Consider the following 25,566-nt stretch of genomic DNA (forward strand, 5'->3'; position numbering starts at 1 on the left):
GCGTGGACGGTGTCCGTCCGCTCGGGCTGGTTGGCCGAGCGCGGACCGCGTGCTTCCACGTCGTTTGCTTCCACGTCATTGTGGTCGCCGACAGCAGTGGTCGCGGATTCTGGGTATTCCGCGCCCGGCACTGCTGCCACAGTGAAAAAAGAGTAGCATCGGCATGTTTCAGATTTGCACGCACTTTTGTTTCCAACAGTTTTCGTACCCCTCACCAACCCGTTGCTGACTTGGGTCTATTAAGTTTCCGCAAAGTTTCGTCGCAATGCGCAGTGAGCCCCTTCATTTTCCACCGCCATGGGGCAATGGGCAAGACGTGGGCGCTCCGCGCGGCCGGCGCATCCCGGAAGGGAACCGGACGACGAAGGCCGGTCTTTCCACCTCCGAGGGGAGGGGAAAGACCGGCCTTGGCCAGGCATCGTGGATCGGGATCCGCGGTGCCGCCGTGTTACTCGTTCTTGGTGTCGGGCCCGGTGTCGCCGGCCGTGTCGGTGCCTTCGGAGGTCGGCCCCTTCTCGGGATTGGCGGGCTTGGCCGCGTCGGATGCCTCCACGAGGGGCTCGCGGCCGGCCAGGTACACACCGGGATCCGGCTGCGGGCGCAGCTTGCGGAGCACGAAGAGCAGCCCGACCGTGCCAAGGATGACCATGGCGATGGCCAGCCACATGTGAACGCGCAGCCCGATGCCGAGGATCACGATGGTGTCCGCGGCATCGATGCGCATGGTCTCCATGATGATCCGGCCGATGCCGTACCAGATGAGATAGGACCAGAACATGGCGCCGCGGCGCAGCTTGAACCTGCGGTCCAGGGCGATGAGCAGCAGCACCCCTGCAACGTTCCACAGCGATTCGTAGAGGAACGTGGGGTGGAACAGGGTTCCGGCCGGCAGCCCCGGGGGGAAGTTGTAGCTGTCCGGATCGATTTCAAGGCCCCACGGCAGGGTGGTGGGAGCGCCGAAGAGTTCCTGGTTGAACCAGTTGCCCCAGCGCCCGAAGGCCTGGGCCAGCAGCACCCCGGGGGCCGCGGCGTCCAGGAACGCCGACAGGCGCACCCCGGCGCGGCGGCAGGCGATCAGTGCGCCCACGGAGCCGAGGCTGATGGCACCCATGATGCCCAGGCCGCCGGCCCAGATCTGCGGGATCTCTGCCCAGTGGGCCATCTGCCCGTTGAGGCCGAAGTAGTAGTCCGGATCCGTGACGAGCACGTGGTAGAGGCGTCCGCCGACGATCCCGAAGGGGATCGCCCAGATGCAGATGTCCCAGACCGCGTCCTCCGGTCCGCCCTTGGCGCGCCAGCGCCGCGCGGTGATCCACATGGCCGCCACGATGCCGAGCATGATGCAGATCGCGTAGGCGTGGATGGTCAGCGGGCCGAGGGAGAACTTCGAGAATTCCGGCGGCGGGCTCGGTATCGAGGCGAGCACGTTGGTTCCCGCCACGGCCAGCTGCATCATGCCTTCACTGTCCGCCCGCTGAGTTCGGCGGTGAGCTTGGCAACCGCTTCCACTCCCCCGTCACGCAGGGCCGCCACCAGTGCGGTGCCCACGATGACGCCGTCGGAGTAGGCACCGATTTCTTCCACGTGCTTGCGCTGCGAGACACCCAGGCCCACGCAGGCGTTTTCGGCGCCGGCGGCGTGGGCCGCGGTGACCACGGCGGCGGCGGCGTCGGAGACCTCGGCGCGGGCGCCGGTGACGCCCATGACCGAGACGCAGTAGACGAAGCCGCGGCTGGCCTCAACGGTGGCCTTCATGCGGGCCTCGGTGGAGGACGGGGCGACCAGGAAGACGCGGTCAAGGTCGTACTTGTCGGAGGCCACGAACCATTCGGCGGCCTCGTCGGGGACCAGGTCCGGGGTGATCAGCCCGGCGCCGCCGGCCTCGGCCAGGCGGCGGGAGAACTCGTCCACGCCCATGCGCAGCACCGGGTTCCAGTAGGTCATGATCATGACCGTCGCGGAACAACGCTCGGTGATGCCCTTGACGATGTCGAAGACCTGGGCGACCTTGAAGCCCTGGGCCAGCGATTGGACCGTGGCCGCCTGGATGACCGATCCGTCCATCACGGGGTCGGAGTACGGAATGCCGACCTCGATGATGTCGGCGCCGTTCTCGGCCATGGCCACCGCGGCGTCAATGGTGCCCTGGACGTCGGGGAATCCGGCGGGCAGGTAGCAAATCAGTGCCGGGCGGCCTTCGGCGCGGGCGGCGGCGATCGCCGCGGCACTCTTGGATACGGGGCTCACTTGGCGTCCTTCACTTCGGTCTCGATGAGGTTGAACCATTCGGCCGCGGTTCCCACGTCCTTGTCGCCGCGACCCGAAAGGTTGGCGATGATGATGGTTTCCTCCGGCACCGCGCCGGCGGCGATCTTGCGTTCGGCGATCTTCAGCGCACCCGCCAGGGCGTGCGCGGACTCGATGGCCGGGATGATGCCCTCGGTGCGGCACAGCAGCGAGAAGGCGTCCATGGCCTCGACGTCGGTGATCGGCTCGTAGCGCACCCGGCCGATGTCTGCGAGGTAGGCATGTTCCGGACCGACGCTCGGGTAGTCGAGACCCGCGGAGATCGAGTGGGAGTCGATGGTCTGCCCGTCGTCGTCCTGCATCAGGTAGCTCTTGGCACCGTGCAGCACGCCCGGGCGGCCCAGGGTGATGGCAGCTGCGTGGCGCGGGGTGTCGATGCCGTCTCCCCCGGCCTCGAAACCGTAAAGCTCGACCGAGGGGTCGTCCAGGAAACCGTGGAAGAGTCCGATGGCGTTCGAGCCGCCGCCGATGCAGGCGGCCACGGCGTCCGGCAGGCGCCCGGCCTGGGCCAGGATCTGCTCGCGGGCCTCCTCGCCGATGACCTCGTGGAAGTAGCGCACCATGGCGGGGAACGGGTGCCCGCCGGCGACGGTACCCAGCAGGTAGTGGGTGTTGTGCACGTTGGCAACCCAGTCGCGCAGCGCCTCGTTGATGGCGTCCTTGAGCGTCTGGGATCCCGCGGTCACCGGGATGACGGTGGCACCGAGCAACTGCATGCGCGCCACGTTGAGCGCCTGCCGGCGGGTGTCCTCCGCGCCCATGTAGACGACGCATTCAAGGCCCATCAGGGCGGCGGCGGTGGCCGAGGCGACACCGTGCTGCCCGGCGCCGGTCTCCGCGATGATGCGGGTCTTGCCCATGCGCTTGGCCAGCAGCGCCTGGCCAAGGACGTTGTTGATCTTGTGGCTTCCGGTGTGGTTCAGGTCCTCGCGCTTGAGGAAGACGCGGACCCCGCCGGCTGCCTCGGAGAAGCGCTTGGCCTCGGTGAGCATCGAGGGACGGCCCGTGTAGTTCTTGTTCAGTTCCTTGACCTGCGCCACGAATTCCGGGTCGGCCTTGGCCGCCTCGAAGGTTTCGTTCAGCTCGTCCATGGCGGCGATCAGCGACTCGGGCATCCAGCGCCCGCCGTAGGCGCCGAAGTACGGGCCCGCGGCGTGGCGCAGCGAGTGGGAGGGGGCGGAATCGGACGGGTTTTCGCCCATGTCCGGGTCACCTGTCATCGGGTTCATCTGGCGTATCCTTCTCTGGCTAAGGAATTCTTCGAGGGGTTTGGGGGTGCTCAGCTGGCGCGGGCCGGCTTGGCGGCGGTCCCGGCGGCGATGAAGCGCTCGATCGCGGCGCGCGGGTCGTTGTCCTTGACCAGGGCCTCGCCGACCAGGATCGCGTCGGCGCCGTGGCCGGCATATTGCTCGACGTCGGCAACGTCGCGCACGCCGGATTCGGCCACGATCACGACGCCGGAGGGGATGAGCTCGGCAAGCCGGGCGAAGTTGCCGCGGTCGACCTCAAGGGTCTTGAGGTTGCGCACGTTCACGCCGATGATCCGCGAACCGAGCGCCACCGCGCGGGCGATTTCCTCCTCGGTGTGCGTCTCGACCAGGGCGTTCATGCCCAGGGCGTGGGTCAGGTCCAGGAACTCGCGCAGCTGCGCGTCGTCCAGGGCCGCAACGATCAGCAGCACCAGGTCCGCACCGTGGGCGCGGGCCTCGTGGATCTGGTAGGGATCGACCGTGAAGTCCTTGCGCAGCAGCGGGATCTTCACCGCGGCGCGCACGGCGTCGAAGTCGGCCAGCGAGCCGCCGAAGCGGCGTTCCTCGGTCAGCACCGAGATCACCGAGGCACCGCCGGCCTCGTAGGCGGCGGCCAGCTCGGCGGGTTCGCCGATGTCCGCCAGGGCGCCCTTGGAGGGCGACTTGCGCTTGACCTCGGAGATCACGTGCATGGTGTTGTCGCGCTGCCCGGCATCCGGGTGGCCGCCCAGGGCCGCGTAGGCGTCGAGGGCTGGGGCCGCGGCGGCGGCCGCAGCCTCGATCTGGGCCTGGTCGATGATGGACCGACGGGCGTCCAGATCGATCTGGACGCCCGCGATGATATCGGTAAGTACACTCACGGCTAGTGCGAGTCGCCAGACCTGGAACCGTTGACGCCGAAGCCGGCCTTCTTCATGATCCAGCCGACGATCAGGCCGAGGACCACGATGGCGCAACCCACGTAGACGACGGTGGGGTTGTGCCCGGCGAAGGCGATGCAGCCGACAACGAAGCCGACCATCATGATGCCGACCATGGCCCATGCGGCCTTGGAGTTGCCGTGTCCGATTTCCTCGGAATGCATTGGATCGAGCTGGGTGTTGGCGTTAGCCATGGTGGGATACTCCTTCTCACCTCGTGCGAATCGGGGTTATTCCCGATAAATATCTTGGTTTCCATTCTGCCATTCTTTGCGGCGATGGCATGCCATGTTGCGCCGTGTGCGCGCTACCCGGTCGGGTCGTCCCCGCGGGAGAGCGAGTCCCAGCCGGAAATCTCATCGATTTGGCCGTCCTGCGCCGCGGCCGCGGGCCCCGCGGAGGTTGCCGCGGCGTCGCGGGCGTACTTGCGGGACCCCGCCCAGTGGCGCCCGGCGACGGCCAGCAGCACCGCGTTGGCCGCCAGCAAAGCCCCGGCAAGTGCCGCGGCCCAGGGCCAGAACGTCACCTCGTAGGCGCCGCCGGAGGTGTTCAGTCCGGTAGCCTCCCCGACCTTGGTCGCGGCGGCCAGCACGGGGTCGGCCAGCACCGCCACGGCCGAGGCGACGATGCCGCCGCCGACCAGCAGCAGGATCGCGGCGATGATCCAGCGGGCCGCCTTCCCGGCGATCATGGCCGCCAGCGAGCCCGCCAGCGCCACCACTGCCAGGGCGGCCACGGCGGTGGCGGCATCGGAGCCAGCCACCTCGATGAGCGGGATCTTCACGGAGCCGACCTCCGGCTGGACGTTGATCCAGGTCCGGGTGCTGGTGGCCAGGGCCAGGACCGCGCCCGCCAGCCCCAGGAGCATGACGTTGCGCTTGGATCCGAGGCGCGCCTTGGCTGGTGCGCTCATGCCTGGGTCCCGTCCACGTGTGCCGGTGCCATGGTCCCGGCGGCCCAGACGGCCCGCAGCGGCGCGGCCGACTTGTTGATGGTTTCGAGGGCCTCGGCGTCCAGGTCGGAGTCGGCGACGATGCCGCCGCCGGCCTGCACGTAGGCCCGGTTGCCCTTGATCAGCGCGGAGCGGATGGCGATGGCCATGTCCATGTCCCCGGTGAAGTCCAGGTAGCCGACCACGCCGCCGTAGATGCCGCGGCGGTAGGGCTCGAGTTCGTCCAGCAGCGACAGGGCGCGCGGCTTCGGCGCCCCGGAGAGCGTGCCGGCGGGGAAGGTAGCGGCGAGCACGTCGTAGCCGTCGGTGCCCGGTTTGAGCTTGCCGACCACGTTGGAGACCAGGTGCATGATGTGGCTGAAGCGCTCGACCTCCATGAACTGGGTGACCTCGACCGAGCCGGGCATGCAGACCTTGGAGAGGTCGTTGCGCGAGAGGTCGACGAGCATCAGGTGCTCGGCGCGTTCCTTCTCGTCGTCCAGCAGGTTCTTCTCGTGCAGCTGGTCGTCCTCGTAGTTGGCGCCGCGCGGGCGCGAGCCGGCGATCGGGTGGGTGACCACGTGGTCGTCGTTCACGGTGACCAGGGCCTCGGGCGAGGAGCCGACGATGGAGTACGCCTTGCCGTGCGCGTCCTGCAGCGTGAACAGGTACATGTACGGGCTGGGGTTGGTGCCGCGCAGGATCCGGTAGACATCCAGCGGGTCGGCGTGGGTCTCCAGCTCGAAGCGGCGCGACACCACGACCTGGAACACCTCGCCGTCGACGATGGCCTCCTTGCCGCGCAGCACGGCCCGGCGGTAGGAGTCCTCGTCCCAGGAGTGGGTGACCGCATTCATCAGTTCGTCGGCCGGCACGTCCGTGCCGGAGAGAACGGAGACGGGGTTTTCCGCGGCCTCGCCGAGCGCGTCTAGCATGCCGGACAGGCGGGAGACCGCGTGGTCGTAGGCGCCGTCGACGCCCTCGGTGGTGCCGTTGAAGTTGATGGCGTTGGCGATGAGCGTCAGCGTGCCGTCGGTGTTGTCGTGCACCGCCATGTCCCCGACCAGGTTCATGGCGAGCTCCGGCAGGTGCAGGTCGTCGGCCGGCGGGTTGGGCAGCTTCTCCCAGTGCCGCACGGCCTCCCAGCCGATGAAGCCGACCATGCCGCTGGTCAGCGGCGGCAGGCCGTCGAGCGGTTCGGTGCGTAGCGCGCGGACGGTGTCGCGCAGGACTTCCACGGGGTTGCCCTCGGTCGGCATGCCCGCCGGGGGCGTGCCCTGCCAGTGCGCCTTGCCGTCCAGCGTGGTCAGGGTCGCCGGCGAGTTCACGCCGATGAAGGAGTAGCGGGACCACACTCCCCCGGCCGCGGCCGATTCCATCAGGAAGGTGCCGGGGCGCCCGCCGGCCAGCCGGCGGTAGACGGAGATGGGGGTCAGCGCGTCGGCCAGCACCCTCATGCTTACGGGAATGACGCGGCGATCCGCGGCGAGGGCGCGGAACTGCTCGCGGGTGGGGGTCAGGGCGCCGAGAGCTTGCATGAGCGAAGAATGGTCCTTGCGTGTACGAAAATCGAGCGGGGGAAGGTCAGGAAACGCGGCGGCCCACGACGGCGGGCAGTTCACGCCCGTCGAAGCAGGTGCGCGTCCCGGTGTGGCACGCGGCGCCGATCTGGTCGACGATGACCAGCAGGGCGTCGCCGTCGCAGTCGAGGGCCACGGAGCGGACCAGCTGGGAGTGGCCGGAGGTGTCGCCCTTGCGCCAGTATTCGTTGCGCGAGCGCGACCAGAAGGTCACCCGGCCGGTGGTCAGGGTTCGGCGCAGCGCCTCCTCGTCCATCCACCCGAGCATCAGCACCTCACCGCTGCCGTGCTGCTGGATGATGGCGGCGACCAGTCCGGCGTCGTCCTTCTTCAGGGCGGCGGAAATCTGGGGCGAGAGTTTCCCGTCAACGGAGACGGGGGCGGCGAAGGCAGGGTTCTGTGACATCCCTACCAGTCTAGTGCCCCGGGCGGAAAAACCGGTCCCGAAACACGATTGCGCCGTTCCCGGGGCCGGACCGCGCCGTTGGCCGCGACATCATTTCCGCGGTTGGCGCCGGGCAAGACCTCGGGAGGCCGGGCCCGGGGCGGGCGCACCGCGCCTGCGCAGGTGGCAGGCCAGGGTGGCGGCGCCCAGGGCCGCGCCCCAGAGCGGCAATGCGGAGGGCCGCGAGACGGCCCTTGGCGGTGGCCGGAAGGAAGCATTTGGCGCCGCTGCCGAGCCCCACGGTCGATTTAGGTCGCCGGGTTCCGACGCAGCTTGGGCGCTGAGCGAAATAGCCGCTCCAAGCGCCCCGAACGTGTTAGTTTCAAGGTGATGCATTTCGTACCAGCCTCGCGTGAAGTATTGGCCGAAGTCCTGCTGGCGGCAGGGCCGACGGCCCCCACCTTGTGTGCCGGATGGCAGACCCGCCACCTGGCCGCGCACCTGGTCCTGCGGGAGCAGTCCCTGCTGGCCGCCGGACTGGTCCTCAAACCGCTAACGCACCGCATGGAGACCGAGCTGGACCGGCGCGCGGAGGCGGCCAAGGACCGCAACGCCTATGCGGCACTCGTCAATGAATTCCTGAAGGGCGCGCCCAAGATCTCGCCGCTGGCCAACCCGCGCGTCGACCATTCGGCGAACCTGTCCGAGTTCTTCATCCACACCGAGGACGTGCGCCGCGCGTCCGACCGCTGGGTCCCGCGTGCGCTCGACGACAGGTACGAGGATCTGCTGTGGGACGACCTGGTGCGACGCGCCGCACACTACTACCGTGGTGCGGATGTCGGCATCATTCTCGTCCGCCCCGACGGGCGGCGCCACGTGGCCCGCAAGTCCAGTTCCTCGGTGGCCATCACCGGGCGCCCGGGCGAGCTCTTGCTGCACGCTTCCGGACGCCGCGAGGAGGCCCTGGTGACGTTCGAGGGCGCCGAAGAGGCCATCGCCCTGCTCTCGGTCTCGCTTTAGCCGCGATTTCGGGCGGCCGTCCCGAGAACGCGCTGGGCCGGCGCCTGCGCGGACCCGTTGGATGACCGCAGCGTCGGCAGCCGGCCCGGGCATCAGTTGACGGCGAGCTTGTCCAGGTCATGTTCCATGCGGGAGCTGGCCACGGCATCCATGTTTTCCTCGGCCCATTCCTTCAATTGAAATACGATACGGAGAAGCGAGCGGCCGCGCGGCGTGAGCCCGTAATCCGTCCGCACTGGAACTTGCGCCGTGACGTGCCGGGAAACCAGGCCGTCGCGTTCCAGCGAGCGCAGCGTCGAGGTGAGCATCTTCTGGCTGGCTCCCGGAATCTGCCTGCGGAGATCGCTGTGGCGCAGCTGCCCGCCTTCCAAGGCAAGCATGATGAGCGATACCCATTTGCTGCTGATGGTCTCAAGCAATTGGCGTGCCGGGCATTCGCCCAAGGAAGCGTTGTAGTGCTTCTGCGCCGTCTGACGCTTCTGCTCGGCCGTGAGAGTCATTTGCCCAACATCCTTCCTGTCCGTTGAACTCGTCGAACCCCACATGAATGGGGGGCTCCAGAAGAAAATATGCCATATTTCGCGACACCATGCGTGGTATGCGCGCGTGGCGGTCGCCGGCGGCCACGCTCGCCGTCGGCTCCACTCCTTGGCGTTGCCCGCCAAGCTTCCGCTGTTTCCCCTTGTGCCGGCCGTTTTGGCACCGGGCAGTGTAGTTGTTGCGGGCCGCCCGAGCCGACGCATCTGGTTCTCCCCCGGACGAAAACACGAGTGCACCACGGAGTCGAAGGCCTTGCCGGGAGGGCACCCCTACGTGCCCTAGGCACAAAAATGTGCCGCCTTACGCGGCGCGTGGCTCTCCGCCAGGATGATTCAGGAGGCACACATTGCCTCCCGACCCACGCCTTGAAAGGAAGCCAATGCCTACCATCCTCCACATCAACGCCTCACCCCGCTATGCCAATAGCGAGTCACTGAGGCTGGCCTGGCATTTCATCGATGCCGTCCAGGTTGCCGGTCCCGAGAACATTGAGCTAAGGACCCTGGACCTGTTCGACGACGGCGCACTGCCCGATTTCGGTCGCACGGCGGCGGCTGCCAAGATGGCCGTATTTTCCGGCGGGGAACAGACACCCGAGCAGATCACCGCGTGGGAATCGGCCCGGGACGTTTTCGACCAGTTCGCCGCCGCCGATGCCTACGTCTTCAATATCCCCATGTGGAATGCCGGTGTTCCCTACGTCCTGAAACAATGGATCGATATCGTCACACAGCCCGGCTGGAGCTTCGGTTTCGATCCGGAAAAGGGTTACCGCGGCCTGATGGAGGGCAAGCAAGCACTCGCCATCCACACCAGCGGCGTTTACGCCCCCGGCGTTCCGGCCGCCTTCGGTTCTGATTTCAGCAGCACTTTTTTCGCTGACTGGCTGAACTTCGTAGGCATTGAGGACGCCACCCATGTCCGGTTCGCCCCCACGGTCTTGAACGGCGACGTGGACGGCACGCGCAAGGTCGTCGAGGCCGGGCTCTCCGAATCGGCCATCGGGTTCGCCGGAAAGCTCTCTGCCCTTGGAACCCTCCAGCTCGTCAACGACCGAGCCTGATGCCCGCCGGGCCAGCCCCTTGGTCTCCAATGACTGCCCGCATGTCCTGGCCGTGTTCGCCGATGGGCTCGGATTCCGCTAGATATCCGTAAAGGCGCCCGCTGCAGTCCCGCCCGGAGCCACAACATGGATGACTGCCAAGACGGCGCCGGTCGGGTTTGGGCCTGCGGCCGCCGGGTCCACGGCCGCAGGCAGTGTGGCGGAGGCACTCCACGAGGTTCCCGCGCGCTGCACCGTTCTCGGTTCGCCGTTGACGGTCAGCCGGATTGCGGCGCCCTCGGCCGCCCGGATTTCCCCCTCAAACAACAGCCTGCGGGCTCCCTCGCTGTGGCCTTCCGGATCGAGTCGTCCCTCAATGGTGATTTCGGGCGCTTGCGCCCCGGCACTGCCGTGGATGCCTGACCACTCGCTGTCGCCGGGCAGCTCGGGGGCAAGGTCCGGGGCGGGGCGCATTGTGCCGGCGTCCTCGAAGGCCCACGCCCAGCCCAGGAGCGCATTGTCCGCATAGGCGGGCCCGGCAAAGGTCAGTCCCACCGGCATGCCGATGTCTTCCATCAAACCCATCGCCACGGTGACGGACGGGATGCCGAGGTGGCGCATCGCGTAGTTGCCGTTGGAGAAGAAAATCCCGTTCTCCCAGGCCTTGTCGGCGGATTCCGGGTCGGTGTCCGCATCGGCGGCCCCGACATCGGCGTTGGCCGGGAAGATCACCCCGTCCAGGTTGTGCCGGGCGAGCCAATCTTCGAAGAGTTCCCGGCGCAGCGTTTCCAGGGCCTTGAGCCCGGCTGCGAACCCGGGCAGCGTGGCCGGGTCCGGCAGCCCGTCGGCCGCCATCTTCACCACGTCGCGGTAGCGGTTCTCATAGTCCTCGACCTCGTCGTAGCGGTCCGGCAGCGATCCGGGCGGCGCCGGGAAGATCTGCAGATGCTCGACATCGGCCAGCCTGTTCAGCGCGGGGTCGTTGTTTTCACGCAGGAACGTGTCCCACCCGTGGGCGAGGAGCTCGTTGAATTCCAACTCCATCCACCCGTCGGGCAGGATCCCGAGCGCACCGAGCTGTTCGCCGCCGGGGATGTCGCCCTCATACTTTTCGATTAGCGGGAAGTCGACCTCGACAACGGTGGCCCCGCGGTCCTCGAGCCGATTGCGGGCAGCCTCCCAGAGCCTAAGCACGCTGGGACGCACCTGGATCGGGAATTTTGGGTCCTGGCCCAGGTACATCCGCGGCACGCCGAAGCGCTTGCCTTTCAGGGCTTCAGCATCTGCCAGCGTTGTGTAGCTCCCGGGCCGGACGGCCGAGGCCGCGGGCAACGGCACGGCCTGCTGGTGGCGCCAGAAGTCGCCGGTGGTTTCCGGGTCGTCGGCGACGAGCACGTCAAGCAGCCGGAACATGTCGTTCATCGACCGGGTATGCGGGACAACGACGTCGCGGGTCGGGAACAGCGGCCAGTTGCCGCGGATGGAGATGACCCCTCGCGAGGGCGTGTAGGCGCACAGGCCGTTGTTGGAGGCCGGGCTGCGGCCCGAGGAGACGGTTTCCTCCCCCATGCCGAAGACGCCCATGCTCGCGGCGGTGGCGACGCCCGAACCGTTGGAGGACCCGGAGGCGTAGGCAGCCGCCAGGTAGTTGGTGTTGTAGGGGCTTTCGGCGCGCCCGTAGACGCCACGTTGCATGCCGCCGTCGGCCATGGGCGGCATGTTGGTCTTGCCCACCAGCACTCCCCCGGCCTCGCGGATGCGTGCCACGGTGAAGGCGTCCCCCTGGGCAACAAGGTCCTTGAAGGCGGGCGAGCCGGCGGCGACGGTGAGCCCGGCGACCATGTAGCTGTCCTTGACCGTAAAGGGCACCCCTTCCAGGGAGCCTGCCATCCCCGCACGGCGGCGGCGGTCGGATTCGGCGGCCTCGGCAAAGGCGTTGGGGTTCAGCACGGCCATGGCGTTGAGGCGCACCGAGGACCTGTCGAAGCGCCCCACCCGGGCAAGATGGGCGGCAAGGAGCTCGACGGCGGTCACGGTGCCGCCGTCGAGCGCCTGCAGGATCTCCTCGATGGAGGCTTCGTGGATGCTGAACGGCAGGGCCATGGGCGGGTTCCCCTCACAGGTGGTGCAGAAAAATTGACTGGATATTCAGTTAAAGATAGCGTGTGATCCACGGTACGGGAAGTCCCCGGACCCGGAAGGAAAGGCACGGCACCGGCCATGGCCCACAACACCCGGCAGCGGATTCTCGAGGCCTGCAGCATCTGCATCGCCCGTGACGGAGTCCGCGGCATGCGCGTCCAGGACGTCTGCAAGCAGGCCGGCATTTCCACCGGGCTGGTCTACTACCACTTCACCGATCGCGACGGCCTGCTGGCCGCAGCCCTGGAGTACGTGAACGTGGATTCGGTGGGGCGGCGCGGGGAACCGGCCGGGGGCGGCGTCGGGTCGCGTGCCCGGCTGCGCGATTTGCTCGTGGCCGAGATCCAGGACGACGAGTCGGTGCGTGCCAAGTCGATCGTGTGGAACGAAATCAGGGCCATCGCGGTCTTTGAGCCGCCGCTGGCCGGGCACCTCGCATCATCGACCGCCGCCTGGCAGTCGCACGTGGCCGAGCTGGTCAAGGGGCACACCGGGGCGGAGAGCAAGCAATGCCGGGAAATGGCCCTGTTGCTGACCGCGCTGGTCGAGGGCATATCCGGCCGCTGGCTTTCCGGCCAGCTGGACACCGCCGCGGCGCGCGCCGCGCTCGAACGCGGGCTGGACGCGATCGTGCCACGGGAAAGCTAGGACGGCAGTTGGCGGTAGTGGTAGCGCGACACCGTTTCAAACCCCAGGGACGCATAGAGCGCGGCGGCAATCGTATTGGCCTCCACGACCTGCAGCCAGAGGGCCGTGAGTTCCCTGCGCCCGGCCTCGGCCACCAGTGCCCGCATCACGGCACGGCCGTATCCACGGGAGCGCGATTCCTCGCGAGTGGCCAGCGCATAGATCCCGCCGAGGCCATCCACCAGGGCCATCCGGGCCACCGCCTGGATGTGCCCGTCGATGGCCAGCGAGGCGTAGACGGCCGGCGTGTTGCCCAGGATCCGTGCGCTGGTGGCCTGCTCGAGCGGTGAATGCGGGCCCTCCGATTCCCAGAGGACCTGCAGCCATGCCTCGGAGGGATACTCTTCAAGGACGACCCCCGGATCGGGAGTGCCGGCGGTTGCCTGCGCGAAGTCCCCGCGCCGCAGCAGCTGTACCAGGGTCGGCGAATCGAGCACGTAGCCGCGGGCGTCAAGGGACGTGTCCAGGTCGTGCGGCAGGGAATCGGGGCTGATCTGGAAGACCGGCGGCAGCCCGCGGCTCCGGTAGGCGTCCTCGACCGCGTCTATCGCGAGGGAGAGATCGACCGGCCCGGACAGCGGAAGCACGGAATTGGCGCGGCGGGTGACGCCGCCTGAAAAGCGGCACACCCACCCGGAAATGTTTTCCTCATGGAGTGCCCGCCAGCCCCTGGACATGACGGCGTCCAGGGATGCAGGTTCAGCGGACCGGGAAACCGGCTTCACGGATGGCGTCCTTGACCTGCTTGATCATGTCATCGGGACCGAAGTGGAAGATCGAGGCGGCAAGCACCGCGTCGGCGCCGGCGGCAATCGCCGGCGGGAAGTGCTCCGGTGCCCCGGCTCCGCCGGAGGCAATCAACGGCACGCTGACGGCCGCGCGGACCGCACGGATCATTTCCAGGTCGAAGCCGTCCTTGGTGCCGTCGGCGTCGATCGAGTTCAGCAGGATTTCCCCCACGCCCCGCTCGGCGGCTTCCTTGGCCCAGGCCACTGCGCAGCGTCCGGTGCCGGTGCGCCCGCCGTGGGTCGTGACCTCGAAACCGGACTCGACATCCGGGTTCTCGGTCCGCCGGGCGTCCAGCGAGAGCACCAGGACCTGGGAGCCGAAGCGCTGGGTGATTTCGTTGATGACCTCGGGACGGTCGACGGCCGCGGTGTTGATCGAGGCCTTGTCGGCGCCGGCACGCAGCAGTCGGTCAACGTCCTCGGCGGCACGGACGCCGCCGCCGACGGTCAGCGGGATGAAGATTTCCTCGGCGGTCTTGGCGACCACGTCGTAGGTGGTTTCGCGCTTGGCCGAGGAGGCGGTCACGTCGAGGAAGGTGATCTCGTCCGCTCCCGCGGCGTTGTAGCGCTTGGCAAGTTCCACCGGGTCCCCGGCATCCCGGAGCCCCTCGAAGTTCACTCCCTTGACGACTCGTCCGGCATCGACATCGAGGCATGGGATCACGCGGATCGCAACAGCCATGAGGGGATCAACTCCTAGAAAAGCGGTGTGGGGGTGTTCGGGGCCCCGGAAGTGGACGGGCGCTAGATGCGGCAGGCGTGGATCTGGCTGACCAGGATGGCGCGGGCGCCCAGGTCGTAGAGCTCGTCCATGATGTTGTTGGTCTGGTTCTTCTTGACCATGGCGCGCACGGCGACCCAATCCGAGTCCTGCAGCGGGGAGACGGTGGGCGATTCCAGGCCCGGGGTCAACCGGGTGGCCTCGTCCACGAGGTCCCGGCGCACGTCGTAGTCGAGCATGACGTAGCGGCGGGCCACCAGCACGCCCATCAGGCGGCGCTTGAGCACCTCGAGCCCTGCCGGGGTGCGGCCGGTGCGGCCGATGAGCACGGCCTCGGACTGCAGGATGGGATCGCCAAAGACCGCCATGCCGGCCGCCTTGAGCGTGTTGCCGGTTTCCACGACGTCGGCGATGGCGTCGGCCACGCCGAGGCGCACCGAGGACTCGACGGCCCCGTCGAGGCGGACCACGTCGGCGGCGATGTTGTTGGTTTCCAGGTACTGGCGCAGCAGGGCGTCATAGCTGGTGGCGATGCGCTTGCCCTGCAGTTCCTGCTGGGTCGTGAAGACCCCCGCGGGGCCGGCGAAGCGGAAGGTGGAGGCCCCGATGCCCAGCGGCAGGACCTCGTCGACGTGGTCGTTGACCTCGGCGTCCAGGTAGAGGTCGCGTCCGGTGATTCCGACATCGAGGATGCCGCCGCCGACGTACACGGCGATGTCACGGGGACGCAGGTAGAAGAACTCCACGTCGTTCTCGGGGTCGACCATGACCAGTTCGCGGTTGTCGCGGCGCTGGACGTATCCGGCCTCCAACAACATGGTCGAGGCGATTTCGGACAGGGCTCCCTTGTTGGGAAGGGCTACTCGCAACATGATGCGGTTCTCTTTTCAGGCTCTGGGGGTATTACGGCATAAGGACAACAATTGGTGACTGTTGGCCACCGCGGCACGGGAGGGCAAGGCGTCCCGAAAGCGGCGGCTAGAGATGCTTGTAAACGTCCTGCAGAGTCAGGCCCTTGGCCAGCATCATCACCTGCAGGTGATAAAGCAGCTGGGAGATTTCTTCGGCGGTGGCCTCGTCGGACTCGTATTCGGCAGCCATCCACACTTCGGCGGCTTCCTCCACGACCTTCTTTCCGATGCCGTGCACGCCGGAATCCAGTTCGGCGATGGTACGCGAACCTTCGGGGCGGGTCTTGGCCTTCTCGGAGAGCTCGGCGAAGAGGGTGTCAAAAGTTTTCACATAGTCAGGGTATCTTGGCGCGTTGGCCGCATTCACAACCGCGCCCCCAATGTGACGAAGGACTCGCGGGCCCGGGCAAAGATGACGCGCCCGTGTCCCGGCTCCCGGACATCGGGCCGATTCGACGTATGACCACCGGTGATGCCCAGGCGACAGGGCGAGTCGCTGCACCTTTTGCGGTGTTTTCCGGCCATTCCACAGGAAGCGGCACGGCCTCGGCCCGCCTGCTGCGAGCCAGCCATGGCCTTGGTGGCTCCAGGCCGGATGGAACGCCGGGCAGCACCCCGAATCGGTCCAGCCGGAGTTTGCAATGCCGGCGAAGAACACCGTGGATCGCGGCGTATCGCTCATCAATGGCCGATTCACCTTCAGGCGCCTGAACGAGGAGCGGGACAAACAGTTTCGAGGCGGGCTGCTACCGGCAGGTCTCGCTCCCCGCCATTCCGCGGCCCAGATACGGTTCCACATCCGCGCCGCCGGGATGCGCATCAAGCAGGTCCACCGGGTGTTCGAGCACTTCGCCAGCGGGCCCCCTTGCTGGCGGCGGTGCCAAGGAATGGACAGCGGCCGATCCCGGACCGTTCGGCCACGTCGGCGAATGTTGTCTGCCGGGAGCCCCTGGCAGACAACAATTCGGCCGCCGCATAGGAGGCTCCGCGCGACTCTCCGCGCCGGTCTGCTCCCGCCGAAACATTCCGATGCTTCCCATGCCGGGGATTCCTTCCTATGCTCGCCATCATGGGACTCTTGCCTTGTTCACAGCGCCTTGCACAAAAGATGACCGCGGTGGGGCTCCCCGCCAGCGCGTGGGCCGGGAGCGCGTGGGTGGCTTGCCCCGTCATGCCCGGAGCTATGTCCGGGATTCCCAGGAAGGCCATGATCGGACCGCTTCGTTGCTTGCTCGCCCGTCCCGCCTTGAGTCGACGACGGCAGCAGGCCTGGGACGGACCAGGGCATCCCGGGGCGCAGGAGAAGAACAGGGGCAGCCGATGAGCACCCGACAGCGGCTCATGTTGCGCTGGTCCGGCGGCATCATGATCGGACTCGGGATCGGCCATCTGTTGCTGGCGACGTTTCTCGACCGACACGTCGTCGCCAGCTGGCTGGATCGGGGAATCTGGGCAGCCGTCCCCCTCATGTCCCCCGAAACCACCCTCGGCTCGCTGCGCAACGGGGCCGCCTTCTGGGAAACCGTGGGGAGCTTCGCTGTGCCACTGGCCCTCCTGGGAGGACTTCTCTGGCATCTGGCCGGCCGCGGAGTAACGGTACCGGCCTTTATTGGCTGGGGTGTCGCAGCCTGGTCCCTGCTGGGGGGAATACTCCTCGTGCCGTCCCCGTACTTCGCGGGAGTGGTCGCCGGCGCACTGATCGTGCTGTCGGCGCGGAAGAACAGAGGGGCAAGGGGAACCGGGCACCTGCCAGAAGAATACGGTCGTGCCGACCACCCCCACACGAACCAATCGAATCGACAGCATGGCCGAGAGCCGTAGCCCTCCGCCCTAGTAGTCCGGGAGCCCGACCCGAGGGGACCCGACGCAGGCCCCGCGGCACGACGAAGCCCTGGCGAGAACGATTCTCTCGCCAGGGCCCTTCTTAGAGGTGGCAGGATTCCTGACCCCGCCTCCGTGAAACCGGTGCCGCGCACTGAGGCCAAGACACGCAGCCGCCCGCTCCCCCGGGCTGTTTCCCGTCAGGCGGGTACCGGTGGCGCGGGCGGCGGCGTGAGGGTTCTTGTTAGCGGCGTGCCAGCGCGACGGCGGTCTGCAGGCCCGCGCTCATGGCCTCGTAGCCCTTGTCCTCGACGGAGCCTTCCAGACCGGCACGGGCAATGGCCTGTTCCTCGTTGTCACAGGTCAACACTCCGAAGCCCACGGGAACGCCGGTGCGCACCGAGACATCGGTCAGGCCCATGGTGGCGCCCTGGCAGACGAAGTCGAAGTGGGGGGTGCCGCCTCGGATGACCACACCCAGGGCGATGACGGTGTCATAGGAATGGGCCAGGCGTGCAGCTGCGACGGGGAGCTCGAAGGTTCCGGGGACGCGGATGACCTCGGGGGTCTTGATCCCGGCGTCGGCGGCGGCGCGCAGGGCACCGTCCAGCAGACCGTCCATGATCTGGGTGTGCCAACTGGCCGCGACGATTACCGCCCGCATGCCGGCTTCGCCGGCGGCCGCCAATTCGTTGGCCCCGACGAGGGGTGCTCCGTGTCCGCTCATGATTTCACTCCTGGGTTGGTGTTTTCGTTGGATGGCAATTGCAATGAATGGTTCATCAGGTTTTGCTTGGTGCGCAGGTACTCAAGGTTTTCGGGCCGGGCCGCCACGCGGGTGGGGACGCGCTCGGAAACGGCGATTCCCGCCTGCTCCAGCCATTCTTCCTTCAACGGGTTGTTGGTGATCAACCGGATCCGGCGGATGGACAGCGCGTGGAGGATGGCTGCGGCGGCGTCGTAGTTTCGAGCGTCGACCGGAAGGCCCAGCTGCTCGTTGGCGGCCACGGTGTTGGCGCCGCCGTCCTGCAGCGCGTAGGCGCGGATCTTGTTGGCCAGCCCGATGCCGCGGCCCTCGTGGCCGCGCAGGTAGACCATCACGCCCCCGTATTCGTTGATGGCCTCCAGGCCTGCGGCCAACTGCTCCCCGCAGTCGCAACGGTAGGATCCGAACACGTCGCCGGTGAGGCACTCGGAGTGCACGCGCACCAGCGGTTCAACCGGCATGGTGCCGTCAGGGCCGGTGGCGCTGAGCGACAGGTGCTCGGTGCCGGTGCTGCGTTCGCGCCAGGCGCGGACCATGAATTCGCCGTGCGGGGTGGGAACCCGGACCTCCGGCCCGCCCTGCACCGCTGCGGCGCTGGTGCCCACGGCCGGCTCGGCGTCGGTGGTGGCGCGCCAGGCGGCCAGGTCCTCGATGCTGATCAAGGGGATGTTCCACAGGTCGGCGAACTCGCGCAGTGCCGGCAGGCGCATCATCGATCCGTCGTCGTGGACGATCTCGGCGATGACCCCCACGGGCTCCAGGCCCGCGGCCTTGCACAGGTCGACGCTGGCCTCGGTGTGCCCGCGGCGCACCAGCACCCCGCCGTCGACCGCGCGCAGCGGGAAGATGTGGCCCGGGCGGGTGATCAGCTCGGGGCCGGAGGCCGGATCGGCCAGGATGCGGGAGGTCAGCGCACGGTCGGCGGCGCTGATGCCGGTGCTGACCCCGTGGGCAGCGTCGCAGGAAACGGTGTAGGCGGTGCCCTTGGAGTCCTGGTTGTTTTCCACCATGGGCGGCAGGCCCATGGCGTCGGCCCGGTCCCCGTCCATCGGGGTGCACACCACGCCCGAGGAGTGGCGGATGGTCCAGCCCATCAGCTCCGGGGTGGCGAACTCGGCGGCGAAGATGATGTCGCCCTCGTTTTCGCGGTCCGCGTCGTCGACGACCACTACGGCCTGGCCGGCGGCCATGGCGCTGATCGCGGCGTCAATGGAATCCAGGCGAATGGTATCGGTGCTCATGATGCGCTGCTTTCGGAGTTGTTGAATGATGCCAGACGCTCGGCGTACTTGGCCATGACGTCCACTTCCAGGTTGACGGCGGAACCGGGCACGCGTTGGCCCAGCGTGGTTTCGCGCAGCGTCGTGGGGATGATCCCGACCTCGAACCACTGCTCCTTCTCGCTCGCGGCCGAGACCTCGGTGACGGTCAGGGAGATCCCGTCGATGGCGATGGATCCCTTCTTGGCCACGTACCTGGCCAGCTCGAAGGGGATGGAGAAGCGGAAGCGGTCCCAGGCGCCGAGAGACTCGTGCTCCAGGAGGTGCCCGACCCCGTCGACGTGGCCCTGCACGACGTGCCCGTCCAGCCGGCCGCCGGCCTGCACGCAGCGCTCCAGGTTGATGCCTTCGCCCGGGGCCAGGGCGCCGATGGTGGTGTGGCGCAGGGTCTCGCCCATGACGTCCAGGGACAGGGTGTCCCCGGATATTGACGTGGCGGTCAGGCAGACGCCGTTGACGGCGATGGAGCCGCCCAGTTCCAGGTTCTCGGTGTGGTTCGGCGCAAGGATGCGCAGGATGACCGAGTCGGTTTCCGGGGTTGCGTCTATTGCCTCGATGCGGCCCATGCCGCTGATGATTCCGGTGAACATGCGTGGATTCCTTAAGGTGTGCCGGTGCCGGTTGGCATGGGTTCAAGATGGGTGAGCGTGTCGGGGCCCAGGATGCGGACGGCCTCGCCGTCCACGGCGTCCAGGCGGAATCGCCGGGCGGCGGCCAGGGTGTCGACCCCCAGCTCCCCGACGCTGCCGCGCCCGGAGCCCAGGAAGATCGGCGCCTGGTAGAGGAAGATCTCGTCGACCAGGTCCTCGGCCAGGAACGCGGTGGCGATCGAGGCGCCGCCCTCGATCAGCACGTGGCCGATGCCGCGGGAGGCGATCCGTTCCAGCACCTCGTGCGGGTCGCGGGAGCGGACCTGCTCCCAGTTCCCGTCGGCCTTCAGCGCCGCGTCCCCGGGGATGTCCCGCTGCCCCATGACTATGCGCCGGGGCTGGGAGGCGAAGGGTTGGCCGTGTTCGTCGCGGGCGCTCAGCCGCGGGTCATCCGCCATGACGGTGCCGGTGCCCACCACGATGGCGCCCACGCGGGAGCGGACCTCATGGGCGTGGAGCAGCGAACGCGGCGAGGTGATCCATTGGCTGGTCCCGTCCTTGGCCGCGATCCGCCCGTCAAGGGTCTGGGCCAGGTGCAGCGTGGTGAAAGGCCTGTTGGCGGCGCGGGCGGCGAACCAGCGGTGGTTCAGCTCGGTGGCCTCGGCCTCCATCAGGCCGTGCTCCACGTTGACTCCCGCGGCACGCAGCGTGGCCGCTCCCCCGCCGGCCTGCTCGCCGTCGTCGGCCACGGCGAAGACCACGTTGCCGATCCCGGCGTCGATGATGGCGCGTGAGCAGGGGCCGGTGCGTCCGGTGTGGTTGCAGGGCTCGAGGGTGACCAGCATGGTCGCGGCGCGGGCGGCGGCCGGGTCGATGGTGCCCAGGCGGTTCAGTGCGTCGGCCTCGGCGTGCGGGGTTCCGGCGCCGCGGTGGTAGCCGGTGGCCAGGATCGTACCCTCGGGGTCGACGATGACGGCGCCGACGAGGGGGTTGGCGCCGCGGGTGCCGCGGCGGGCCAGTTCAAGGGATAGCCGCATGGCGGCCAGAAGGCGTGAGGATTGCATCAGCCGTTCACCTTCACCGTCGGGTCCGGCATTTCGGTTTCGATGCTTGGCTTGGCGTTGTTCTTGGCCTTCCACCAGATGAAGAACCCGGCCAGCGTGAAGCACCCGTAGAAGAGGTACATGAAGGCGCTGGCGTAGTATCCGGCGCTGAAGAGCAGCGGCACCCCGACCACGTCGACCAGAACCCAGACCAGCCAGAACTCGACCAGCCCCTTGGCCATGCCGTAGGTGGCCAGCAGGGAGCCGACGAAGGTCCAGGCATCGGCCCACACCGGTTCGTAGGAGCCCAGGGCGCCGAAGACGGGGGTCAGTGCGACGGTGCCGATGACCAGGACGGCGGCAAGCGACAGTCGCTCGGTGCCGGAGGCCCAGCGCGGGGTGACGGCGCTGCCGCCCGATGCCCGGCTCGATTTCCACCGTTGCCAGCCGTAGAAGGACACCGCGATGAACATGATCTGGCGTCCGGCCTGGCCCAGCAGGTTGGCGGTCTGGTCGTTGCCGAAGATGCTGCCCAGGAAGACGGTCAGCAACAGGACGTTGCCGATGATGCCGACGGGCCAGGCCCAGACCTTGCGGCGGATGCCGCCCAGGGCGGAGGCAAGTCCGAAGACGTTGCCCACCACTTCGCGTACGAGCAGCGCGCTGCTGCCCACCGTGATGTAAGAATTGAAAGCTTCAATGAGCCACCGCAGAAAATCCATCGTCCTCCTGTCAAGCCGCGATGGCTCCGGGGGTTCGATACGACGGTTCCACCTTTGTGGCCGACCCGCTGGCGAAGGTTCCGGATCCGGGGGAATCGCTTGGATTCCCGTCTGTCCGTGCCTTTCGCACTCGCGAGAGCGCTGGTGTTGCGTGTACGTGCTTCTCCCATCCAGACTTTAACTGTCGGTACCGGAATTTCACCAGTTCAACCAGGCCTCGGGATCCCCGAAGGGATCTTGTGGCTTGGGTCGCGGACTATAACCGCCGGTTCGGACTTACACCGACCCCGGAGCACGTTGTGTAGTTGTAGCTCCCAGTATTACATGGAAACGGGTGTCCGTGCGGCGAGATTTCGCAATGTGACCACTGCCTCGGCGGGATCCTGCGTCCCGTACACCGAGGATCCGGCCACGAAGACGTCCGCCCCGGCCTCGGCCGCGCGCAGGATCGTTTCGCGGGTGACCCCGCCGTCGACCTGCAGGGCGATCGGCAGTCCGGTTCCGTCGATGGCCCGCCGGGCCCTGCGGATCTTGGGCAGCACGAGGTCCAGGAACGCCTGCCCGCCGAATCCGGGCTCGACGGTCATCAGCAGCACCATGTCCAGCTCCGGCAGCATGTCCAGGTACGGCTCGATGGGCGTGGCCGGGCGCAGCGCCATCGACGCCTTGGCGCCGGCGGCCCGCAGGTCCCGCGCCAGCTTGACCGGCGCGGCGGAGGCCTCGGCGTGGAAGGTGACGGAGGCGGCGCCGGCCTCGGCGTAGCCCGGTCCCCAGCGGTCCACGTCGCTGATCATCAGGTGCACGTCCAGCGGCAGCGCGCTGACCTCGGCCAGCCGTTGCACCACCGGCAGGCCGATGGTCAGGTTGGGCACGAAGTGGTTGTCCATGACATCGACGTGCACCGCGTCGGCGGTGTGGATCCGGGTGAGTTCGCGTTCGAGGTTGGTGAAGTCCGCCGAGAGGATCGACGGGTTGATCTGGCAGGTACGCATGGTTTCCTTCTGGCTGCTGGCCGCCGGACGTGCCGGCGGGTCTAGGCGGTGCGGGTGAACAGCGCCATGAACATGGCATCGGTGCGGTGGATGTGCGGCCACAGCTGGACGGTGCTTCCCCCGCCCACGGCGCGTGCGGCGGAGGCCAGTCCCGGCAGTGCCGCGGACTCGAGGGCGGCCCCGGTGTCCAGCAGCCTGGCGTCCTTGTTCCGCGCCAGCAGGTCATCGACCACGGCAACGGTCTCGGCCGGGTGCGGCGAGCAGGTCACGTAGGCGACCACGCCGCCCACGCGCACCGCGGACAGTGCCGCATCCAGGAGTTCGCCCTGCAGGATCGTCAGCTCGGCGACGTCGCGGGGGCTCTTGCGCCAGCGGGACTCGGGGCGGCGGCGCAGCGCGCCCAGGCCCGAGCACGGCGCATCGACCATGATCCGGTCGTAGCCACCGGAGTATTCGGCTTCCCCGTATTCGCGTCCGTCGCGCACCGAGATCATCCAGGTGTCGGGGTCGATGGCGACCAGGGCCTTGTTGACCAGTTCCGCGCGGTGCTGGGCCGGTTCGTTGGCGGTGAGCTTCGCGCCGTGCTCGGCGGCCAGGGCGGCCAACAAGGCGGCCTTGCCCCCGGGGCCGGCGCAGAGGTCCAGCCAGTAGGTGTCCTCGCCGCCCTCCGGCAGCGCGACCTGGGCCAGGGCCCGGGCGACCAGCTGGGAGCCGGCGTCCTGGACGCGGGTGCTGCCGGCGCGCACCGAGGAAAGCCGGGCGATGTCCCCGCCCTGGTAGTAGGCCGAATCGGCGACCAGGGTCCCGGGTTCCGCGCCCGCGTCGAGGGCCTCGTCCAGCGATCCGACCCCGGGCAGCGCCACGAGGTTCACGACCGGGGCCAGGTTGTCGGCGACCAGCAGCTCGGTGATTTCGGCGGCGTCGCGGCCGTGGGCCACCAGCGCCTGGCGCAGGGCGCGCACGATCCATTCGGGGTGCGAATGCACCAGTGCCGCGGCCGCGCTTTCATCGGCGATGCCCGCGACGAGTTCACCGCTCCAGGTGTCCAGGTCCTTCAGCGAGACCTTGCGCAGCACCGCGTTGATCAGCCCGGAGGCACCGGCGCCGATCACCATGCGGGCCAGTGACACGGTTTCGTCCAGTGCCGCGTGGCTGGGCACGCGCATGGCCAGCAGCTGGTGGGCCCCCAGGCGCAGCGCGTCCAGGACGGCCGGGTCCAGCTGGTCCAGCGGGCGGTCGACGCAGCGTGCCAGGATCGCGTCGTAGAGGCCCTGGCCGCGCAGGGCGCCGTAGGTCAGTTCGGTGGCGAAGCCGGCGTCGCGGCGGTCCAGGTGGTGTTCGCGGATGCGGGCCGGCAGCACCAGGTTCGCGTAGGCGTCGTTCTCGGCAACCGCGCGCAGCACCTCGAAGGCGGTCAGCCGGGCCTGGTCCGCCCGGCGGTTGCGGGCCGAGGGCGCGGAGGCGCTGAATTGGCGCGGCCCGGATCCCCCGCGGTTGCGGGTGCGGCCGGAGTCGCTGCGGCGTTCCTGTGCGCCGCCGCGGTTCGGTTCGCTGCGTCGCGGACGGTCGGAACGTCCCTGTCCGAATTCGCTCATGCGAATTTCACCTCATCCACGGTTCCGGACGCGAGAATGCCCCGCGCCCAATCTGCTGCATTCATCATTTTCTTGCCCGGCGGTTGCACCAGGCCAAGTTCCACGGCGTGCGAGCCGGTGCCCACCAGGACGCGCGGCTTCTTGCCCGGTTCGATGCGCACTTCGCCCGGGGCCAGGTCGGTGACCTCGGCCTGCGGGAGAAGCGTTCCGAGCTTGAAACGTTGGCCGTCGAGTTCGGTCCAGGCCCCGGGGTCCGGGGAGGTGCCGTTGACGCGTCGACGGATCACCAAGGCCGGAAGCGACCAGTCGACCTTGCCGTCGGCCAGGGTGAGCTTGTGCGCGTAACTGCCCTCGCCCTGCTGCGGAACGCCGACCAGGGCGCCGCTGTCCAGGCCCGAGAGCGTCTGCGAGAGCAGCACGGATCCGGAAACGGCCAGCCGGCCCAACAGCTCCCCGGCGGTGTCGGAGGGATCGATGGCCTCTGTCAGGGTTCCGAAGACCGGACCGGTGTCCAGGCCCTTTTCGAGCTGGAAGGTCACCGCCCCGGTGATGTCGTCCCCGGCCATGATCGAGTGCTGCACCGGCGCGGCGCCGCGCCAGGCCGGGAGCAGCGAAAAGTGGAGGTTGACCCAGCCCAGGCGGGGAATGCCCAGAGCCTTTTCGGGGACCAGGCCGCCGTAGGCGACGATCGCGGCGATGTCGGCGTCCAGCGCGGCAATGCGCTGCTGGGTTTCATCGTCGATGCGGTTGGCATGGATGATCTCGATGCCCAGTTCCGCGGCGCGTGCCGCAACCGGGGACGGGGTCATGACGCGCTTGCGCCCGACCGGGGCGTCCTCGCGGGTCAGCACCGCCACCACGTCGAAGCCGTCGTTCACGAGCTGGTCAAGGGAGGCGACGGCGACCTGCGGGGTCCCGGCGAACAGGACCCTCACGCCTGGTGTCCGAAGCTTGCGCCGGCGCCGAAGCTGGATCCCAGCGCCGAGCTGCGCTTGGTCACGGTACTTGCTGCCACCGAGTTGTAGCTGGTGTCGCGCAGCTTGCGGAAGGCGTCCTTTTTCAGTTCGCCCTCAAGCCGGTCGATGTAGAGGATTCCGTCGAGGTGGTCGGTTTCGTGCTGCAGGCACCGGGCGAGGAACCCCTCGCCCTCCACGACCACGGGGTTTCCCTCCACGTCCACCCCGGTGGCCCGGGTCCATTGGCGCCGGCGCACCGGGTAGCCGAGGCCCGGGATCGACAGGCAACCCTCGGTCACGTCGTCCTGGTACTCCTCGCCCAGTTCCAGCACCGGGTTGATCAGGTGCCCGCGCTTCCCGGCGATTTGGTAGGTGAAGACCCGCAGCGAGACTCCCACCTGGGGAGCAGCGAGGCCTGCCCCCTCGACGTTTTCCATGGTCTCGTCCATGTCGGCGACGAGCTTGCGCAGTTCGGGACCGAATTCGGTGACTTCGTCTGCGCGGGTTCGGAGGATTGGGTCGCCAACAATGCGAATACCTAAGACGGCCATGCGGTCGCATCTCCCTTCGGCCG

The 25,566-nt window shown here is 68.2% G+C and carries 27 protein-coding genes and 1 riboswitch; of the genes, 4 read left to right on the forward strand and 23 right to left on the reverse strand.

All coding sequences use genetic code 11. The features are described from left to right. Positions 1–448: 448 nt before the first annotated feature. The 8 genes from lgt to hisI form a co-directional block, all read right to left on the reverse strand. On the reverse strand, positions 449–1,456 hold the full coding sequence (lgt, locus tag ACIPVK_RS01165; RefSeq protein ID WP_407610152.1) for a prolipoprotein diacylglyceryl transferase: 1,008 nt from the start codon (positions 1,454–1,456) through the stop codon (positions 449–451). Further along, entirely contained in the window at positions 1,453–2,247 is a 795-nt protein-coding gene (gene trpA, locus ACIPVK_RS01170) for a tryptophan synthase subunit alpha (protein WP_407610153.1), read from the reverse strand. Before trpA ends, lgt begins: the two co-directional genes overlap by 4 nt. Beyond that, positions 2,244–3,527: a tryptophan synthase subunit beta gene (gene trpB, locus ACIPVK_RS01175; protein ID WP_407610280.1), complete on the reverse strand. Its 1,284-nt coding sequence runs from the start codon at positions 3,525–3,527 to the stop codon at positions 2,244–2,246. The genes trpA and trpB overlap by 4 nt, the downstream gene beginning before the upstream one ends. A gap of 59 nt (positions 3,528–3,586) precedes the next feature. Next, complete coding sequence (gene trpC / locus ACIPVK_RS01180; RefSeq protein WP_407610154.1) at positions 3,587–4,417, reverse strand: indole-3-glycerol phosphate synthase TrpC; 831 nt, start codon at positions 4,415–4,417, stop codon at positions 3,587–3,589. Positions 4,418–4,419: 2 nt separating this feature from the next. Continuing rightward, positions 4,420–4,671, reverse strand: coding sequence for an HGxxPAAW family protein (locus ACIPVK_RS01185; protein ID WP_407610155.1), 252 nt, complete (start codon positions 4,669–4,671; stop codon positions 4,420–4,422). Positions 4,672–4,784: 113 nt separating this feature from the next. Further along, complete coding sequence (locus ACIPVK_RS01190) at positions 4,785–5,390, reverse strand: Trp biosynthesis-associated membrane protein (RefSeq protein ID WP_407610156.1); 606 nt, start codon at positions 5,388–5,390, stop codon at positions 4,785–4,787. Then, complete coding sequence (locus ACIPVK_RS01195; RefSeq protein WP_407610157.1) at positions 5,387–6,946, reverse strand: anthranilate synthase component I; 1,560 nt, start codon at positions 6,944–6,946, stop codon at positions 5,387–5,389. Before ACIPVK_RS01195 ends, ACIPVK_RS01190 begins: the two co-directional genes overlap by 4 nt. Positions 6,947–6,992: 46 nt before the next feature. Further along, a complete protein-coding gene (gene hisI, locus ACIPVK_RS01200) occupies positions 6,993–7,394 on the reverse strand; it encodes a phosphoribosyl-AMP cyclohydrolase (protein ID WP_407610158.1) in 402 nt (133 codons plus the stop codon). A 369-nt stretch (positions 7,395–7,763) separates the two neighbouring features. Between hisI and ACIPVK_RS01205 the strand changes: the two genes are divergently transcribed. After that, positions 7,764–8,396, forward strand: a complete 633-nt coding sequence (locus tag ACIPVK_RS01205; RefSeq protein ID WP_407610159.1) for a TIGR03085 family metal-binding protein — start codon at positions 7,764–7,766, stop codon at positions 8,394–8,396. A gap of 92 nt (positions 8,397–8,488) precedes the next feature. Here ACIPVK_RS01205 and ACIPVK_RS01210 read toward each other — a convergent pair whose 3' ends face one another. Then, positions 8,489–8,896: a winged helix-turn-helix transcriptional regulator gene (locus tag ACIPVK_RS01210; protein ID WP_407610160.1), complete on the reverse strand. Its 408-nt coding sequence runs from the start codon at positions 8,894–8,896 to the stop codon at positions 8,489–8,491. 419 nt (positions 8,897–9,315) lie between these two features. Between ACIPVK_RS01210 and ACIPVK_RS01215 the strand changes: the two genes are divergently transcribed. Then, the gene (locus tag ACIPVK_RS01215; RefSeq protein ID WP_407610161.1) at positions 9,316–9,999 is read left to right on the forward strand and encodes an FMN-dependent NADH-azoreductase; all 684 of its coding nucleotides are present in this window, start codon (positions 9,316–9,318) and stop codon (positions 9,997–9,999) included. Positions 10,000–10,077: 78 nt separating this feature from the next. Here the strand turns inward: ACIPVK_RS01215 and ACIPVK_RS01220 are convergent, their stop codons facing one another. Further along, complete coding sequence (locus ACIPVK_RS01220) at positions 10,078–12,081, reverse strand: amidase (protein WP_407610162.1); 2,004 nt, start codon at positions 12,079–12,081, stop codon at positions 10,078–10,080. Between the two features lie 117 nt (positions 12,082–12,198). On the opposite strand from ACIPVK_RS01220, the gene ACIPVK_RS01225 reads away from it, so the two are divergent. Further along, positions 12,199–12,768: a TetR/AcrR family transcriptional regulator gene (locus ACIPVK_RS01225; protein ID WP_407610163.1), complete on the forward strand. Its 570-nt coding sequence runs from the start codon at positions 12,199–12,201 to the stop codon at positions 12,766–12,768. Here the strand turns inward: ACIPVK_RS01225 and ACIPVK_RS01230 are convergent. The 4 genes from ACIPVK_RS01230 to ACIPVK_RS01245 all read right to left on the reverse strand — a co-directional run bounded on the left by ACIPVK_RS01230 (position 12,765) and on the right by ACIPVK_RS01245 (position 15,558). Next, positions 12,765–13,532 carry a GNAT family N-acetyltransferase gene (locus tag ACIPVK_RS01230; RefSeq protein WP_407610164.1) on the reverse strand — a complete coding sequence of 256 codons (768 nt, stop codon included), beginning with the start codon at positions 13,530–13,532 and terminating at the stop codon, positions 12,765–12,767. The genes ACIPVK_RS01225 and ACIPVK_RS01230 overlap by 4 nt on opposite strands. After that, the gene (hisF, locus tag ACIPVK_RS01235) at positions 13,507–14,277 is read right to left on the reverse strand and encodes an imidazole glycerol phosphate synthase subunit HisF (protein WP_407610165.1); all 771 of its coding nucleotides are present in this window, start codon (positions 14,275–14,277) and stop codon (positions 13,507–13,509) included. Before hisF ends, ACIPVK_RS01230 begins: the two co-directional genes overlap by 26 nt. A 62-nt stretch (positions 14,278–14,339) precedes the next feature. Then, positions 14,340–15,188 (reverse strand): ATP phosphoribosyltransferase, encoded by an 849-nt coding sequence (gene hisG / locus ACIPVK_RS01240; protein WP_407610166.1) that lies wholly within the window; start codon positions 15,186–15,188, stop codon positions 14,340–14,342. Between the two features lie 106 nt (positions 15,189–15,294). Next, a complete protein-coding gene (locus ACIPVK_RS01245) occupies positions 15,295–15,558 on the reverse strand; it encodes a phosphoribosyl-ATP diphosphatase (protein ID WP_407610167.1) in 264 nt (87 codons plus the stop codon). 989 nt (positions 15,559–16,547) lie between these two features. On the opposite strand from ACIPVK_RS01245, the gene ACIPVK_RS01250 reads away from it, so the two are divergent. Continuing rightward, a complete protein-coding gene (locus ACIPVK_RS01250) occupies positions 16,548–17,048 on the forward strand; it encodes a DUF6463 family protein (protein ID WP_407610168.1) in 501 nt (166 codons plus the stop codon). A gap of 244 nt (positions 17,049–17,292) precedes the next feature. Here ACIPVK_RS01250 and ribH read toward each other — a convergent pair whose 3' ends face one another. The 9 genes from ribH to def form a co-directional block, all read right to left on the reverse strand. Beyond that, positions 17,293–17,775, reverse strand: a complete 483-nt coding sequence (ribH, locus tag ACIPVK_RS01255; RefSeq protein ID WP_407610169.1) for a 6,7-dimethyl-8-ribityllumazine synthase — start codon at positions 17,773–17,775, stop codon at positions 17,293–17,295. Continuing rightward, the gene (gene ribB, locus ACIPVK_RS01260) at positions 17,772–19,055 is read right to left on the reverse strand and encodes a 3,4-dihydroxy-2-butanone-4-phosphate synthase (RefSeq protein WP_407610170.1); all 1,284 of its coding nucleotides are present in this window, start codon (positions 19,053–19,055) and stop codon (positions 17,772–17,774) included. Before ribB ends, ribH begins: the two co-directional genes overlap by 4 nt. Beyond that, positions 19,052–19,684, reverse strand: a complete 633-nt coding sequence (locus ACIPVK_RS01265) for a riboflavin synthase (protein WP_407610171.1) — start codon at positions 19,682–19,684, stop codon at positions 19,052–19,054. The genes ribB and ACIPVK_RS01265 overlap by 4 nt, the downstream gene beginning before the upstream one ends. Positions 19,685–19,695: 11 nt before the next feature. Then, positions 19,696–20,748, reverse strand: coding sequence for a bifunctional diaminohydroxyphosphoribosylaminopyrimidine deaminase/5-amino-6-(5-phosphoribosylamino)uracil reductase RibD (gene ribD / locus ACIPVK_RS01270; RefSeq protein ID WP_407610172.1), 1,053 nt, complete (start codon positions 20,746–20,748; stop codon positions 19,696–19,698). Further along, positions 20,748–21,449 (reverse strand): nicotinamide riboside transporter PnuC, encoded by a 702-nt coding sequence (gene pnuC, locus ACIPVK_RS01275; RefSeq protein WP_407610173.1) that lies wholly within the window; start codon positions 21,447–21,449, stop codon positions 20,748–20,750. Before pnuC ends, ribD begins: the two co-directional genes overlap by 1 nt. A 153-nt stretch (positions 21,450–21,602) precedes the next feature. After that, positions 21,603–21,749, reverse strand: a riboswitch (FMN riboswitch). 20 nt (positions 21,750–21,769) lie between these two features. Further along, the gene (rpe, locus tag ACIPVK_RS01280) at positions 21,770–22,441 is read right to left on the reverse strand and encodes a ribulose-phosphate 3-epimerase (protein ID WP_407610174.1); all 672 of its coding nucleotides are present in this window, start codon (positions 22,439–22,441) and stop codon (positions 21,770–21,772) included. Between the two features lie 41 nt (positions 22,442–22,482). Beyond that, entirely contained in the window at positions 22,483–24,036 is a 1,554-nt protein-coding gene (locus ACIPVK_RS01285) for an RsmB/NOP family class I SAM-dependent RNA methyltransferase (protein WP_407610175.1), read from the reverse strand. Further along, on the reverse strand, positions 24,033–24,971 hold the full coding sequence (gene fmt, locus ACIPVK_RS01290) for a methionyl-tRNA formyltransferase (protein WP_407610176.1): 939 nt from the start codon (positions 24,969–24,971) through the stop codon (positions 24,033–24,035). The genes ACIPVK_RS01285 and fmt overlap by 4 nt, the downstream gene beginning before the upstream one ends. Then, positions 24,968–25,543, reverse strand: a complete 576-nt coding sequence (gene def / locus ACIPVK_RS01295) for a peptide deformylase (RefSeq protein ID WP_407610177.1) — start codon at positions 25,541–25,543, stop codon at positions 24,968–24,970. The genes fmt and def overlap by 4 nt, the downstream gene beginning before the upstream one ends. Between the last annotated feature and the right edge of the window lie 23 nt (positions 25,544–25,566).

The organism is Paeniglutamicibacter sp. MACA_103 (assembly GCF_045798555.1).
Classification (GTDB): Bacteria; Actinomycetota; Actinomycetes; order Actinomycetales; family Micrococcaceae; genus Paeniglutamicibacter.